The 15,458-nt window shown below is 53.3% G+C and carries 17 protein-coding genes; 16 read left to right on the forward strand and 1 reads right to left on the reverse strand.

From position 1 onward, the window contains the following. The first annotated feature begins 90 nt into the window (after positions 1–90). The 6 genes from FGS84_RS14385 (at position 91) to FGS84_RS14410 (ending at position 5,025) form a co-directional block, all read left to right on the forward strand. Positions 91–1,110, forward strand: a complete 1,020-nt coding sequence (locus FGS84_RS14385; RefSeq protein WP_138309231.1) for a phosphate ABC transporter substrate-binding protein — start codon at positions 91–93, stop codon at positions 1,108–1,110. Positions 1,111–1,163: 53 nt separating this feature from the next. Beyond that, on the forward strand, positions 1,164–2,033 hold the full coding sequence (gene pstC, locus FGS84_RS14390; protein ID WP_138309232.1) for a phosphate ABC transporter permease subunit PstC: 870 nt from the start codon (positions 1,164–1,166) through the stop codon (positions 2,031–2,033). 13 nt (positions 2,034–2,046) lie between these two features. Continuing rightward, complete coding sequence (gene pstA, locus FGS84_RS14395; protein WP_138309233.1) at positions 2,047–2,889, forward strand: phosphate ABC transporter permease PstA; 843 nt, start codon at positions 2,047–2,049, stop codon at positions 2,887–2,889. Further along, entirely contained in the window at positions 2,874–3,623 is a 750-nt protein-coding gene (locus FGS84_RS14400) for a phosphate ABC transporter ATP-binding protein (protein ID WP_138309234.1), read from the forward strand. Before pstA ends, FGS84_RS14400 begins: the two co-directional genes overlap by 16 nt. Positions 3,624–3,654: 31 nt before the next feature. After that, a complete protein-coding gene (locus FGS84_RS14405) occupies positions 3,655–4,122 on the forward strand; it encodes an HAD family hydrolase (RefSeq protein ID WP_138309235.1) in 468 nt (155 codons plus the stop codon). Between the two features lie 309 nt (positions 4,123–4,431). After that, the gene (locus FGS84_RS14410) at positions 4,432–5,025 is read left to right on the forward strand and encodes a hypothetical protein (RefSeq protein ID WP_138309236.1); all 594 of its coding nucleotides are present in this window, start codon (positions 4,432–4,434) and stop codon (positions 5,023–5,025) included. Between the two features lie 130 nt (positions 5,026–5,155). Here the strand turns inward: FGS84_RS14410 and FGS84_RS14415 are convergent, their stop codons facing one another. Continuing rightward, positions 5,156–5,389, reverse strand: a complete 234-nt coding sequence (locus FGS84_RS14415) for a hypothetical protein (RefSeq protein WP_138309237.1) — start codon at positions 5,387–5,389, stop codon at positions 5,156–5,158. Positions 5,390–5,676: 287 nt separating this feature from the next. On the opposite strand from FGS84_RS14415, the gene FGS84_RS14420 reads away from it, so the two are divergent. The 10 genes from FGS84_RS14420 (at position 5,677) to FGS84_RS14465 (ending at position 15,382) form a co-directional block, all read left to right on the forward strand. Beyond that, positions 5,677–6,819: an exonuclease SbcCD subunit D C-terminal domain-containing protein gene (locus FGS84_RS14420; RefSeq protein ID WP_138309238.1), complete on the forward strand. Its 1,143-nt coding sequence runs from the start codon at positions 5,677–5,679 to the stop codon at positions 6,817–6,819. After that, positions 6,816–9,752, forward strand: coding sequence for an SMC family ATPase (locus tag FGS84_RS14425; protein WP_138309239.1), 2,937 nt, complete (start codon positions 6,816–6,818; stop codon positions 9,750–9,752). The genes FGS84_RS14420 and FGS84_RS14425 overlap by 4 nt, the downstream gene beginning before the upstream one ends. A 93-nt stretch (positions 9,753–9,845) precedes the next feature. Further along, positions 9,846–10,310 (forward strand): pyridoxamine 5'-phosphate oxidase family protein, encoded by a 465-nt coding sequence (locus FGS84_RS14430; protein ID WP_138309240.1) that lies wholly within the window; start codon positions 9,846–9,848, stop codon positions 10,308–10,310. A 25-nt stretch (positions 10,311–10,335) separates the two neighbouring features. Next, positions 10,336–10,590 (forward strand): DUF3795 domain-containing protein, encoded by a 255-nt coding sequence (locus tag FGS84_RS14435; protein WP_138309241.1) that lies wholly within the window; start codon positions 10,336–10,338, stop codon positions 10,588–10,590. 18 nt (positions 10,591–10,608) lie between these two features. Next, a complete protein-coding gene (locus FGS84_RS14440; RefSeq protein WP_138309242.1) occupies positions 10,609–11,211 on the forward strand; it encodes a pentapeptide repeat-containing protein in 603 nt (200 codons plus the stop codon). A 60-nt stretch (positions 11,212–11,271) separates the two neighbouring features. Then, complete coding sequence (locus FGS84_RS14445; protein WP_138309243.1) at positions 11,272–11,898, forward strand: cyclodeaminase/cyclohydrolase family protein; 627 nt, start codon at positions 11,272–11,274, stop codon at positions 11,896–11,898. A 29-nt stretch (positions 11,899–11,927) separates the two neighbouring features. After that, positions 11,928–12,773 carry a bifunctional 5,10-methylenetetrahydrofolate dehydrogenase/5,10-methenyltetrahydrofolate cyclohydrolase gene (locus FGS84_RS14450; RefSeq protein ID WP_138309244.1) on the forward strand — a complete coding sequence of 282 codons (846 nt, stop codon included), beginning with the start codon at positions 11,928–11,930 and terminating at the stop codon, positions 12,771–12,773. A gap of 137 nt (positions 12,774–12,910) precedes the next feature. Next, positions 12,911–13,780, forward strand: a complete 870-nt coding sequence (locus FGS84_RS14455; RefSeq protein WP_138309245.1) for a basic amino acid ABC transporter substrate-binding protein — start codon at positions 12,911–12,913, stop codon at positions 13,778–13,780. A gap of 161 nt (positions 13,781–13,941) precedes the next feature. Then, on the forward strand, positions 13,942–14,634 hold the full coding sequence (locus tag FGS84_RS14460; RefSeq protein ID WP_138309246.1) for an amino acid ABC transporter permease: 693 nt from the start codon (positions 13,942–13,944) through the stop codon (positions 14,632–14,634). After that, positions 14,624–15,382 (forward strand): amino acid ABC transporter ATP-binding protein, encoded by a 759-nt coding sequence (locus tag FGS84_RS14465; protein WP_138309247.1) that lies wholly within the window; start codon positions 14,624–14,626, stop codon positions 15,380–15,382. Before FGS84_RS14460 ends, FGS84_RS14465 begins: the two co-directional genes overlap by 11 nt. Positions 15,383–15,458 lie beyond the last annotated feature (76 nt).

Below are 15,458 nucleotides of genomic sequence, written 5' to 3' on the forward strand. Positions count from 1 at the left end.
AAATTGAATTTGAGCCCTTTTGTCATATGTGCTATTCTTGATTTGCAAAAAATGTCCATTTATGGAATATATGACAATGGGAGGAATAAAATGAAAAAGTTTTTAGCAGTAGTTACATCCGCAGCCATGGCGCTCAGTCTACTGACTGCCTGCGGCTCAAATTCATCCACAACTGAAACAACCCAAGCTGCCACCGAAGCTGCATCTGAAACAACGTCCGCGGACAAAGGGGAAGAGACAACCGGGGCTGAAACGGCAGAAGTAACCGAGGCAGCCTCCCCGCAGTTCCAGTCATCCATTCTGTTCTGCGGCTCCACTTCCCTGTATCCGATTCTGTCATCCCTGGCATCGTCCTTTACTGAGAAGTATGTGACCTGGGATGCAGTGGATTCATCCTTCCCGGATTCCAATATCTCTGTTTACGTTGCACCGGGCGGTTCCGGCGTAGGTGTGAGCGCTGCCATTGACGGCACAGCTGATTTCGGTATGCTGGCCAGGGATATCAAGGATTCTGAGATTGAAGCATTGGGACAGCATTACCAGGAATTCGTGGTGGCAAAGGATGCCCTTACCGTGTCTGTCAATACGGAGAACCCAATCTGCGCCATCATGGACGATATGCCCGCTGATACCATCCGCCAGATTTTTGCAGGTGAGATTGCTGCCTGGGACCAGGTGGATTCCTCGCTGCCTGCAGAAACAATCAATGTCTATATCCGCGATTTATCCGGCGGCGCTTATGAGGTGTTCCAGAAGAGCGTTATGGGCGACAGTGAGGTGACTGCATCCGCAACCCAGTCCGCATCCATGACAGAGCTGGCTACCAATATTGCCGGTGACAAATGGGGAATCGGATATGCAGGATTCGGAGCTTACAATAAGGCCAATGCAGAGGGACAGGTACTGACTGCCATGAAGGTGGACGGAGTGGAGGCAACGGCCGAGAATATCATAAGCGGCGCATACACCATCCAGAGACCGGTTATGTTTGTTACCGGAGCAGAGGTTACCCCGTCTGAGCAGGCATTCATTGACTACATCTTCTCACAGACAGGATATGACGTGGTGGAAGCCAACGGATACATACCTGCATTCACCCCTGAGGCTTAACCGGCATCAGGGAAAACGTCAGGGAAATACTCCCTTGAAATGGAGTTAAAATAATGAACAAACAGCTGAATGCAGTATTCTCAGTTCTGATAAAGGCCCTGACCGCCCTGACCGTGATGGTCCTGGCCTTTGTCATATACTTTATTGTCAAGGAGGCACTGCCCACATTTGATGAAGTGGCAGTGCCTGATTTCCTGTTAGGCCAGAGATGGATGCCCATCGCCTATACAGGGGAGCCGTCCTTCGGCATTTTTAATTTCATAGCGGCTACGCTTTATGTATCCCTGGTGGCAATGGTCCTGGCAGTGACGGTGGGACTGGGAGCCGCCATTTATCTTTCCTGCGTTGCAACGGAACGGATGCGCGGGATTCTCTATCCCTTTGTAGACCTTTTAGCCGGTATCCCATCGGTGATATACGGTTTTATGGGCCTGACCCTTCTGGTTAAGTTCTTCATCAAGGCGGGAGTCCACACCGGGTCCTGTGTCCTTGCAGCCGGAATCCTTCTGGCCGTTATGCTGCTTCCGTTTCTGATATCCTCCTGCAGTGAGACTATGTTAAAGGTGAGGGAACGGTATCAGCCCGCCGCAGATGCCCTGGGCATCTCCAGGTGGCATATGGTGGCTACCATTGTTCTGCCCGGGTCATGGAAGAACATACTGCTGTCCATGATACTGGCCATTGGCCGGGCCATGGGGGAGACCATGGCAGTGATGATGGTCATTGGAAATGCAAACCTGTTTCCCTCCCTTCTTGGCAAGAGCGAGAGCATTGCGGCAGTGATTGCGCTGGAGATGGGAACAGCTGTGGCGGGAAGCACCCATTACCATGCGCTGTACGCGGCCGGGCTGGTATTGATGCTCTTATTGTTCCTCATTAATTCCGGCATTACCCTGCTGCGCAGCAAGCTGGAGCAGGTTTAAAGGAGGGAGAGCCATGCATCTGCGGGCATCAATTACAAAATTCTGGGCGTATTCCAGTATGATTTTAGTGGCAGGCGTCATATTGTTCCTGTTCGGATATGTTTTTTACCGGGGAGCAGGCACCATCAGCTGGGAATTTCTGTCCCAGTCCCCCAGGGGAGCTGTCCTGGGAGAGGAAGGCGGTATCTGGCCAGCCATTGTGGGAAGCCTGTGTTTTACGGCGGCCGCCATTGTCCTGGGAAGCATTCCGGCTGTTGCCACAGCGCTTTTCATGGTATTTTACTGCAGGGGACGCAGGACGGCGGGATTCATCCGCATGGTTATCCAGTGCATTTCAGGAATCCCTTCCATTGTCCTGGGCCTGTTTGCTTACAGCTTCCTGGTGCGGGACCTGGCCTGGGGGCGCTGCATCCTGTCCTCGGGCGTGGCTCTTGCCGTGATGATTCTTCCCTTTATAGAGGTCAGGGCGGAGAAAACATTCCGGGAGCTGCCAAAACAGCTGGTACAGTCCTCCTATGCCCTGGGCTGTTCCCGGTTTTATACCATATGGAAGATTGTGCTGCCGGCCTGCAAAGGGGAAATCGTGTCAGGCGTAATACTGGGAGGGTGCTATGCCATGGGAGCCACTGCCCCCCTTATTTTCACGGGAGCAGTGGCCTATTCCAGCCTGCCGGCCCGGCTTACTGCCCCGGCCATGGCCCTGCCCATGCATCTCTACCTGCTGGTGGCCCAGGGAGCCACTTCCATGGATGCAGCTTACGGGACAGCCTTTGTCATGATGGCTCTGATTTTAATCAGCAACCTGTTGGCAACCATTTACGCAAGGAGGAGCCAGAAAAAATGGAACATATCATGACGCTTCACAATGTCAGCGCATCCTATGACGGCAGGGAGGTGCTCTCTGATTTGTCCTTAGACATACCGTCCAACCAGATTACAGCCATCATCGGCCCGTCGGGGTGCGGGAAAACCACTCTTTTGCGGTGTATGAACGGATTGCTGGCGGAGGAAAAGGGCGTGTCTGTATCGGGAAGAATTTTACTGGACGGCCAGGAGATAAAATCCATGCAGAAGGATATGCTGCGCCGCAGGGTGGGTCTGGTATTCCAGACACCGGCCCCTTTTCCGTTTTCCATCTATAAGAACATGGCGTATGCGCCCAGATATTACGGCATCCGGGATAAGGCGTCCCTGGAGGCCCTGGTGAAGGAAAAACTTGAGATGGCCGGACTTTATGATGAGGTCAGGGACGATTTGGGCAGGAATGCCCTTAAGCTCTCAGGAGGACAGCAGCAAAGGCTTTGTATTGCCAGAGCCCTGACCGTGGACCCGGAAGTGCTGCTGCTGGACGAACCATGTTCTGCCCTGGATGTTAAGTCTTCTGCCGTGATTGAGGAAATGCTGACAGAGCTTAAGAAACAGTACACCATTGTCATTGTCACCCATAACATTGCCCAGGCCCGCAGGATATCAGATTATGCAGCCTTCCTCTTCGGAGGCCGTCTGGTGGAGTGGGGGAAATCGGAAGATTTGTTCGGGTGTCCGAAGGAAGAGGAGACAAGGGCATTTCTGGCGGGAATTTACGGATAGATGGATATGGGATACAGGGAGGAGTCAGACTGTGATTGTAATAGAGATACCTGGGCGGGAGCCCTTGAGAATTGACCATGTGGTTCTGGATTATAACGGGACAGTGGCAGCGGACGGCATGCTGCTGGAGGGAGTGGGAGAACGTATCAACCGGCTCAAGGAGCAGGTATGCGTGTATGTTCTCACCGCCGATACCTACGGCACGGTGACGCGCCAGTGTGAACCGCTGGGCGTGACGGTAAGAACCTTTCCAAGGGAGGGGGCTGCCGGCTGCAAGGAAGAAATCGTAAAAGGACTGGAGGGCGGCGTGGCCTGCCTTGGAAATGGCTTCAACGATATACAGATGTTTGACGCGGCCCAGCTGTCCATAGCGGTGCTGGAACAGGAGGGGATGTGCGCCGCCCTGTTGGGCCATGCATCTGTGCTGGTGAACTCCATTCAGGACGGTCTGGACCTTCTGCTGAAACCGGACCGGCTGCGGGCAACCCTGAGAAGCTGAGACATTCCGGGAAACATATAATCAGCGGAAGATTGGGTTAAACTGAAAGAAATCCAAAAAGTTGCATGGTAAATTATGAAATTTTAGGAAAAGGATAGAAACAGTTTTTTAAGTTTCATTACGGAACCATTAATGTTGGCCTGGCTGCCTTGACAAAAGGAGCCAGGCTCTTTATGTTAGAGTGTATCACCGGACGCGGTGGGGAAATGCTTGTTTCCCGGGGATGCATGCACATACCGGACCCTGGAAATCCAGCTTATACATAAAGAAAACCATACCGAAAAATCAAATAGATGAGGAGATGCAATTATGAAAAGAAGATTAGCAGTTTTAGGAACAGCCATCATGGCGGCGGCAGCCATCACAGCCTGCGGCGGCAAGGACACCAAGACCACTGCAGCGGCGGAGGTTGTCACCGGCGCGGATACGGCCGGGGAGACGGAGGAACCGGGGACAGAGGATGCAGGCGCTGCCTCAGACGCTGAAGCCCCCAAGGATTCCCTTGCAGCTGATTCCGGCTCCCAGGAGGCCGCGCTGCTGGAGGAGGCCGAGGATGTGTCCCATGCAGGGGCGGAACTGGAGCAAAGCGAGATTAAGCCGTTTGCGGAGAAGGTGCAGAAGGCGGTGGCGGATAAGGATATGGAAGCATTGGCAGGTCTGTGCGCTTATCCGGTCTATGTCTCCCTTGGAGAAGGACAGGGCGAGGAGATTGCTGACGAGGCAGCCTTTATGAAGATGGATGCAGACAGGATTTTTACAGAGAGCCTGTTAAAGGAAATCGCGGACACGGATACGGACACGCTGGAACAGTTTGGCGCCGGAGTCATCATGGGCGGGGAAAACAGCATTATTTTCAACAATGTGGACGGACAGGCAGCCATTACCGGCATTAATCTGAATTAAAATGACACAAGGCAGAATGAAGCATGGCAAAATGAAGCCAAGCAGAATGAAGCAAAGTGAAACAGAACAAAATATGAGATGAATTAACAGGGCGTCCTCCTGCCGCAAGGCAGGGCGGCGCCCTTTGCATCTAATCTTCCAGGGCATCCTTAAGCGCTCCCAGGAATTCCAGGTCGGATTGTTTGACCCGGATGTTGGAAGCAATGGTCTGGCCAGCGCTGGAAGTGACGGTGATTTCAATCAGGGTTCCTTCATCCATGACCCCATCCCTGGATGCGGCTTTTACAAATGAAAGCATCTTGGGGTGATTGGCCTTGAATTGGTTCCAGGCTGGTTTTAATTGAAGAAGATTCATTGGATTCATATGTTTACCTCCTGATACATGTAACGCAGTTACTAGTTTACCACATTTTAAAGGCGGCAGTCCAGTCTGATATTTCTCAGTGAATCCCTATTGGGGAATCCGCTTAAAAGGTATCTGCCGGCCGGATGGTCTTGTAAAGGATGTCTGGCTCTGGTATTATGGTAAAAGATGCGTATCTGTTCGCCCATGGGATTTTTGCCTGCAAGCCTGGATTTTCGTACGGTCAGCGCAGCAAGTGCGCAGACCTGCTGAACAGTTACAAAGATGCACCTGAAAGAGGAAGAAATATGAAGTTCATTCATTTATCAGACCTTCACATCGGAAAACGGGTCAATGGCTTTTCCATGCTGGAGGACCAGAAATATATATTGGACCGGATACTTGCCATTGCAGAGGAGGAAAAGCCTGACGGAGTGCTCATAGCCGGGGATGTATATGATAAACCGGTGCCTCCGGCTGAGGCCGTGCAGGTCTTTGATGCTTTCCTGACCGGATTGGCGGACCGGAGCCTGCCTGTGTTCGTCATCAGCGGCAACCATGACAGCCCGGAGCGTCTGGCCTTCGGAGGGCAGCTCATGAAGGACAGGAAAGTCTATATGGCGCCTGTGTATGACGGCCATGTGGAGCCGGTCCGCATGGAGGACCAATACGGAAGCCTGTGGGTGTATATGCTGCCCTTTGTAAAGCCTGCCGCTGTAAGGAAATGCTACCCGGAGGAAGAGATTGAAACCTTTGACCAGGGGGTCCGCTGCGCGGTGGGTCATATGACAGAGAACAGGGAAGGGGAAAATGACCGCAATATCCTGATTGCCCACCAGTTTGTCACTGGTGCGTCCTGCTGCGACTCAGAGGAGCTGTCCATCGGCGGCCTGGACCAGGTGAGCGCTGATTTGTTCGATTATTTTGATTATGTTGCCATGGGACACATCCATGGGCCGCAGAAGGTGGGAAGAGATACCCTGCGCTATTGCGGGACACCCCTCAAATATTCATTTTCAGAGGTGAACCACAGGAAGTCCGTGACCGTGGTGGAGCTGCTGGAGAAGGGGAATGTGACGGTGGACACCCGGCCTCTTAAGCCCCTCCATGATATGCGGGAGCTGAAGGGAAGCTATGAGGAACTGACCAGCCGTGATTTTTATCAGGGCACGGCTGTGGACGATTACCTGCGCATAACCCTTACGGACGAGGAGGATATACTGGATGCCATAGGAAAGCTGCGCTCCATTTATCCCAATGTGATGAAGCTGGATTACGATAATAAGCGTACCAGGCAGGGGCAGGTGGTGGAGGCTGCTGCCAAAGCGGACAAGCCGCCCCTTGTGCTGCTGGAGGAGCTGTACCGGCTTCAAAACAACCAGCCCATGACAGAGCAGCAGGCTGACTTTGCCGGGAAACTGATGGAAGAGATATGGGAGGGGAGCAAATGAGGCCGACAGAGTTGATAATATCCGCATTTGGACCATATGCAGGTGAAGTCACCCTGGACATGGCTTCACTGGGGGACCGGGGCCTTTATCTTATTACAGGGGACACGGGCGCTGGAAAGACTACCCTGTTTGACGCCATTGCATTTGCCCTTTACGGCAATGCCAGCGGGGACAGCCGCAAGCCCAGGATGCTGCGGAGCAAATATGCCAGGCCGGATGCCAGGACCTATGTGGAGATGGCTTTTTTCTACAATGAAAAGGAATACAGGGTGAGGCGCAACCCGGAATACATGAGGGCAAAGCAAAGGGGCGAAGGGGAGACAAGGGAGAAGCCTGACGCACAGCTTTATATGCCGGACGGCCGGATGGTTACAGGTGATAAGGCGGTAACTGTGGAGGTGGAAGGGCTGCTGGGCCTTAACCGGGAGCAGTTTTCCCAGATTGCCATGCTGGCCCAGGGCAGTTTTTCCAGGCTTCTGTCAGGACGGACCGAGGACAGGGGCGTCATTTTCCGGGAAATATTTAAGACCAGGCCCTATCAGCTGTTCCAGGAAAAGTTAAAGGACCGGGCCAGGAGCCTGTATGGCCGGTACGCGGACAGCAGGAAGAGCATGGAACAGTATGCCGGGGGAGTGATTGCGGATGGACAGGATGAGGAACTTAAGCTTCGGTGGAATGAGGTGCCCCAGGGGAGCCTGGAAGCCCTTTTGGAGGTGCTGGACCAGCTGATTGCGGCAGATGAAGCGCGGCAGCAGGAGGAAGACAAGGGACTGGCCCTTGTCCGGGATGAGATGGCTGCCCTGGGAATGGACCTGGGAAAGCTTAAGGGTGATGCGGCGGTCTGCCGGGATATGGCTGCGGCCGCGGATATCCTCAGGGAAAATACTCCGGTTCTGGAACAGGCAAAGGTCCGGTATGAGCTGGAGAAAGAACGCCAGGCTGACAGGGACGGGCTTATTGGCTCTGTTACCAGGATGGAAGAAAATCTGAAAGCCTATGACCGTTATGATGCATTGCAGGAGAGCCTGAAGGCATGCAGGATGGAATCAGGGAAGCTTGTCAGCAGGCTGGAACAGGCAGCCCTGGAGGAAAGGCAGTGGAAGGAGCGGATTGACAGCGACGAGAAGACCCTGGAAACCCTTCGCCAGGCAGGAGAAGCGTATCAGGCAGCCCTGACAGCAGGAGAGAGGCTGCAGGAATACGGTGCGCGCATTGGGCTGCTGGCAGGAGAACTGGAGGAATACGGGCAGGAGAGAGAAAAGCTTGAGGCAGCCAGGGAGCGTTACAGGGCAGCGGATGAGGAGCGCCGGAAGGCGGATGATGCCTACCGGGACATGTATCAAAGGTTCCTGGATAATCAGGCGGGAATCCTGGCTTCACGGCTCATACAGGGCGAGCCCTGTCCTGTATGCGGCTCCGTCTCCCACCCGTCGCCTGCCCGGTATCTGGAGGACGGAACAGAGGCGTCCAAGGACAAGGTAGACCGGCTTAAGGCCATTGCAGTGGAAAAGGACCAGGCAGCTGCCGGGCTCAGCCTGGAGGCTGGCAGGCTGGCAGGAAGTCTGGATGCCCGCTATGAAAGGATGAAGCAGCAGATTGATACTGAGGTAGCTGCCTGGAAGGAGGATTGGCAGCAGAGGATTCGCCAGGCGGAAACCCGGGCAGAGGCATTGGCCCTGGAGACAGGGGATGTCCGCCGGGGGCGAAGGGTTTTTCTGGAGCAGTGGGAACAGATGATGGGGCGGCTGAAGGACCAGCTGGAGCGCCAGGCTGCTGCCCAGAAGGATAAAATTCAGGAGCTGAAGAAGAAAAAGGAATATAAGGAGGCCATTGAGGGCAGAAGGGCTTCAGGCCGCCAGTCCCTGGAAGCTGCCTCGGAAAGGAAACACCAGGTCCAGAGAATGCTGGCGGAGAACCAGGCAAAGGAGAGGGAGCTGGTAAGCCGCCTTAAGGAGACGGAATCCGCCCTGCCCTATGAGGACAGGAAGGCTGCCCAGGCAGAGCTGGCGGAGAAGAAGGCTCTTCTGTCCGCACTGGAACGGGCGTTTAAGGAGGCGGAGGAATCCTTCAACCGTGTAAGCCGCAGGGTGTCGGACGCACAGGCCCGGATGGAGGCGCTGCGGGGACAGACAGCGGAGGCGGAAAAGGCGGACGGCTTGGATTTCCGGACAGCCATGGACCGACTGGAAGCCCGGATGCAGGAAAACCGGCAGCGCCAGTCAGAGGCAAGGGAAAGGCTGACGTGCCTGGAACAGGAAATGAGCAGGCTCCACCACAGGCTGGAAACCAACCGGATGGCCAGGGAACGCATTGCAGAACAGAAGGCGTCCATGGAAGAAATACAAAAGGAGTGGACATGGGTCAAGGCGCTTTCTGATACAGCGGCAGGAGAAGTGGGGGGCAAGGAGAAAATCACCCTGGAGACCTACGCGCAGATGGCATATTTTGAACGTATCATTGCCAGGGCAAACACCCGGTTTATGGTTATGAGCGGAGGACAGTACGAGCTGAAGCGGTGTACGGAGGAGGACAACCGGGGAAAGAACGGGCTGGGGTTAAATGTCATCGACCACTACAATGGAACGGAGCGCAGCGTCAAAACGCTGTCGGGCGGGGAATCCTTCCAGGCGTCCCTGTCCCTGGCACTGGGCCTGTCGGATGAGATACAGTCAGCAGCAGGGGGAATCCGCCTGGATACCCTTTTTGTGGACGAGGGATTCGGATCCCTGGATGAGGACACCCTGAACCTGGCCATGAAGTCCCTGGGGGACCTGGCGGAGGGAAGGCGTCTGGTAGGTATTATCTCCCACGTGGGGGAGCTGAAGGAACGGATTGAACGGCAGATTATTGTGGTTAAGGACAAGACCGGCGGAAGCAGGGCATATATTGAACCGGCTGTATTGACTGAAACAGCTGCTGCCGGAATAGAATAGGGATAAAAGTACGGATAAAAGATGGATAAAAAACAGATAGACGCAGACGGACGCGGATAAAAAACCAATAAGGACAGGGGTAAGGAGGACCAGATGAGAAGAAAGGACAGGGAAATCAGGGATACATACGGTGTAAGGGAAATCATAGGGGAGTGCGACTGCTGCAGGCTGGCTTTTTCCGATGGAAAAGGCGCCTATATTGTTCCTCTCAGCTTTGGTTACGATGAGGAGGAAAACGCGCTCTATTTTCACGGGGCGGCAGAGGGAAAGAAGATAGACCTGGTCAGGCGGAATGGGTATGCAGGGTTTGAGATGGACACGGCCCATGGCCTGACGGAGGCGGAACAGGCCTGCGGATATTCCTTCCGGTACAGAAGCGTGGTGGGGGAAGGGAGCATACGGGTGGTGGAAGGGGCGGATGAAAAGAAAAAGGGCCTGAACTGCATCATGGGCCACATGTCGGGAAAGGACAGCTGGGAGTACCCGGAAGCCATGCTGGAGAGAACCGCGGTGCTGCGCCTGGATGTGGAGCAGATGTGTGGAAAAGAGCATATTTAAAAGGTTGTGACAAAGGAGGAAGGATATGTTTGAGTCAAGATGCGGGGTCCGCTGTAATCAGTGTGAAAGAAAGGAAGCAGTCCGCTGCACGGGCTGCGTGACCATGGAAAAACCCTTCTGGGGCGGTGAGTGCGGGGTGAAATCCTGCTGTGAGGCCAGGGGGCTGGACCACTGCGGGAAATGTCCGGATTTCCCCTGTGAGATGGAGGCGGCCATGGGAACGGATATGGGCTTTGACCCGGAGCCAAGGTTAAACCAGTGCAGGGAATGGGCAAAATAAAATCACCATGGAGGGCATATGCTGTCAGAAGATATGGCGGAAGCAGCCGAACAGGAATATCCGGTTATGGATAAGGTCTATGAAGACCAGGAAGTTGTAAGGGTTTCAGGGAAAAAGGTGGAGTTTGATACGGTGAAGTTCGTCAGGTGCAGGCTGGAGGAATGTAATCTAAACGGCGCATCCTTCTGCAATGTGATATTTGACAAATGTGATTTCTCCAACTGCTCCTTCCGGGATTCTTATTGGAAAAATGTAACGGTGACAGACTCAAAGGGGGATGGGAGCCAGTTCTGCAATTCCACATTTAAGTGGGTGAAGCTTCTGGACAGCCAGTTCCACTATGGGAATTTCTCCAATGCCTTCTGGGAATTCGGAGAAATAAGAGGCTGTAATTTCCGGGAATCCTTTCTGTCTGAGGTAAAACTGAAAAAAACGGTTTTTTCATCCACGGACCTGACGGGAACAGATTTTTTCCGCACGCCGTTAAAAGGACTGGATTTATCGGAATGTGTCATTGACGGCATCATGGTTTCGGACCGGTATACGGAGCTGGCAGGCCTGAAGGTGAGCCTGCTGCAGGCCGCGGAGCTGGCCAGGCTGATGGGAGTTAAAATCGTGTAAAAAAGGTGTATAATAGAAACTATATATAAAAACTATATATAAAAACAGGAGGATATTATAATGGTAGAGAATATGACGATTCAGGGGTTTCTGGATGTATTGTCTTCAAAGGAGCCGGTGCCGGGCGGCGGAGGCGCTTCCGCCCTGGCCGGCGCCCTGGGCAATGCCCTGGGACAGATGGTGGCCAACCTGACCATGGGCAAGAAAAAGTACGCAGAGGTGGAGGATGAGATTAAGGAACTGACAGAACGGATGGTGAAAATCCAGGGACAGTTTACGGTCCTGGCAGACCGGGATGCAGAGGTATTTGCCCCTCTGGCCAGGTGCTACAGCCTTCCCTCAGGCACAGAGGAGGAAAAGGCATACAAGGCAGAGGTTATGGAAACCCGTTTGCTGGATGCCAGCTTCGTACCCATGGAAATCATGGAGAGGGCGGTGGAGATGCTGGACATCATGGATATCCTTGCTGATAAGGGAAGCAGGATGGCTGTCAGCGACGTGGGTGTGGGAGTCCAGTTCATCCGCACCGCATTGCTGGGAGCTGTGATGAATGTGTACATCAATACCAAGTCTATGAAAAACAGGGAAAAGGCAGAGGAACTGAATGAAAAGGCGGAGCGCATGATTAAGGAAGGTACAGAGGCGGCGGACCGCATATACCAGAAGGTGTTGGAGCAGCTCAGGTAAAGAACCGGCAGACAGGAAGGAGAAGGAAGATGAAAGTATTAAAAGGCGCCGAGGTTTCGGCAAAAATCAAGGAGCAGGTATCACAGATGATGGAAGGCCTGGAAGGCCCGGCTCCGAAGCTGGCTATTGTGCGGGTGGGGGAAAAACCGGATGACATGTCATATGAACGGGGGGCTGTAAAGAAGATGGAGAACTTCGGCCTGCGGGTCCGGTCCTATGTGTTCCCGGAACAGATAAGCGACAGGGATTTTAAGGCTGAATTTGATAAGATAAACAATGACCCGGATGTGGCGGGAATCCTGCTGCTGCGTCCCCTGCCAAAGCAGATTGCGGAAACAGACATTGAGAAGATGATTGACCCGGAAAAGGATTTGGACGGGATTTCCCCGGCCAATATTGCCAAGGTGTTTGCCGGGGACAAAACAGGCTTTGCACCCTGTACGGCCGAGGCAGTCATAGAGGTGTTAAAGGCCAACGGGATAGACATGACAGGCAAGAACGTGACCATAGTGGGCCGCAGCATGGTGGTGGGCCGTCCGCTGTCCATGCTGATGCTGAAGGAAAATGCAACGGTAACCATCTGCCATACCAGGACCAGGGACCTGGAGGCAGAGTGCCGCAGAGCTGATATCCTGGTGGCGGCGGCAGGAAAGGCCAGAATGCTGGATGGCCGCCACACAGGGCAGGATGCCATTGTCATCGACGTGGGCATCAATGTGGATGAAAATGGAAAATTATGCGGGGATGTGGATTTCCAGTCAATCGAGCCCCTTGCATCCATGGCAACGCCTGTGCCGGGCGGCGTGGGGGCGGTGACCACGGCCGTGCTGGCAAAGCATCTGGTGCTTGCAGGCCAAAGACAGAGAAGGGATTAGACGGAATCTTTGCTGATTCTTTGTTGATTCCCGCATTTTCCTCTTGCTAAACTAAAAAAATGCATTATAATATAAAATGTTGAATGTATTTATAGTTATGCAATTTGATGCATAAAAGAAAAGAGGAGAATATTATTATGAAGAAGAAGGTTTTAGCAATCACCATGGCAGCACTGATGGCTGCTTCCCTGACAGCCTGCGGCGGCGGTGCAAAAGAGACAACAGCAGCTGACACCACAGCAGCAACAGCAGAGGAGAAGACAGAAGACACCACAGCAGCCGGGAGCAAGGATGAGACCAGCGCAGAGGCAGCTGAGACTGAGGCAGCTAAGGAAGCCGCAGGCGGCAAGCTGGTCATGGCAACCAATGCGGAGTTCCCTCCTTATGAGTTTCATGACGGAGATTCCATTGTAGGTATTGACGCGGAAATCGCAAAGGCCATTGCCGATGAGCTGGGCATGGAGCTGGAGATTGAGGATATTGCTTTTGATTCTATTATTCCTGAGATTGTATCCGGTAAGGCTGATATGGGTCTGGCCGGTATGACTGTTACGGAAGACCGTATGCAGTCCGTAGATTTTTCCGATACCTATGCAAAGGCATCCCAGAAGATTATCGTGACAGAGGACAGCGAGATTGCATCTCCTGATGACTTAAAGGGCGTAATCGTAGGCGTGCAGCTGGGAACCACAGGCGATATCTATGTATCCGACCTGGAGGCTGACGGAACCACGGTTGAGCGTTACAACAAGGGCTTTGAGGCTGTTCAGGCACTGAGCCAGGGCAAGATTGACGCGGTTGTAATCGACGGGGAGCCTGCCAAGACCTTTGTTGCCGAGACAGCAGGATTAAAGATTCTGGAAGAGTCCTTTACCGACGAGGAGTATGCCATTGCTGTTAAGAAGGGGAACACAGAGCTGCTGGAGAAAATCAACGGCGCCCTTAAGACCCTGAAGGACAACGGGACACTGGACGAAATCGTGGCTAAGTATATCAAGGCTGAGTAAGCGTACAGAGTATAAGACTGCCGCAGGCTGCAGAAAGGGAGGTGCATTGACGCACCGCATCCCCGTTCCTGCAGGGCGGCAGTTTTTGACTGTATGGCAAAGGAGAACAGGGCGTCTGCCCTGGCTTACGAATCATAAAGAAAGAGCAGAGGATGATGAGCATGTGGAAGACATTTACAGATGCGTTTTACCTGAACTTTGTGGCGGACAACCGGTGGAAATATCTGACCGAGGGCCTCAAGACAACGTTGATAATTACCTTTTTTGCCTGTCTTATGGGAATTGTGCTGGGATTCCTGGTGGGAATGATACGTTCCACCTATGAAAAGACCCATAAGCTTAAGGTGCTCAATGCTATCTGTAAAGTGTACCTGACCGTAATCCGCGGTACGCCAGTGGTGGTGCAGCTGTTAATCATCTACTTCGTGGTATTCGGAAGCGTCAGGGTAGACAAGGTCATTGTGGCCATCCTGGCCTTTGGCGTCAACTCCGGAGCCTATGTGGCGGAGATATTCAGAAGCGGCATCATGTCCGTTGATGCGGGGCAGATGGAGGCCGGCCGCAGCCTGGGCTTCAACTATGCCCAGACCATGTGGTACATTATCATGCCCCAGGCGTTTAAGACAGTGCTGCCCACCCTGTGCAACGAGTTCATTTCCCTGTTAAAGGAAACCTCGGTATCCGGCTACATTGCCATCCAGGATTTGACCAAGGGCGGGGATATTATCCGGAGCAGGACCTACAGCGCCTTTATGCCTTTGATTGCGGTGGCCGTCATTTACCTTATTATTGTTATGATATTTACAAAGCTGATTCAGATACTGGAAAGGAGGCTGAGACAGAATGAGCGGTAATTCAGGAGTGTTTAACGGACAGTCTTTAATCCGGGTGGAGAACCTGGGAAAGAGTTTTGGCTCCATTGATGTCTTAAAGGGAATCACTGTGGATATCCACAAGGGGGATGTGGTCTTTGTGGTCGGGCCTTCCGGTTCCGGCAAAAGCACCTTCCTCCGGTGTCTGAACCTGCTGGAGGAACCCACAAGCGGACATATTTTCTTTGAGGGCACTGACATCACGGACCCCAGGACGGATATTGACAAGCACCGCCAGAAGATGGGGATGGTGTTCCAGCAGTTTAATCTCTTCCCCCACATGGATATCATGAAGAACCTGACCATTGCCCCCATGAAGCTTCAGGGAAAGGGACAGAAGGAAGCTGAGGATGAGGCCATGGAGCTTCTGGAACGAGTGGGACTGGCGGACAGGGCCCATGCATATCCCAGCCAGCTTTCAGGCGGTCAGAAGCAGCGTATTGCCATTGTACGCGCCCTGTGCATGAAGCCGGATGTGATGCTGTTTGACGAGCCCACCTCCGCCCTGGACCCTGAGATGGTGGGAGAGGTTCTCAGCGTTATGCGCGATTTGGCCAGGGAAAAGATGACCATGGTGGTGGTGACGCATGAGATGGGCTTTGCCAGGGAGGTGGCCACCAGGGTCATGTTTATGGACGAAGGACATTTCATGGAGGAAGCCGGACCGGAGGAATTTTTCTCCAACCCTAAAAATGAGCGTTTGAAATCTTTCCTGAGCAAGGTGCTGTAGGCATATCTGTATCCTGTGCCTGTATGGGAAAAGCCGCTGCTGTCAGCCGTAACATGCATTGCCTGCATGACGCGGC

This window comes from Clostridium sp. 1001271st1 H5, from assembly GCF_005845215.1.
In the GTDB taxonomy this organism is placed as follows: domain Bacteria; phylum Bacillota; class Clostridia; order Lachnospirales; family Lachnospiraceae; genus Enterocloster.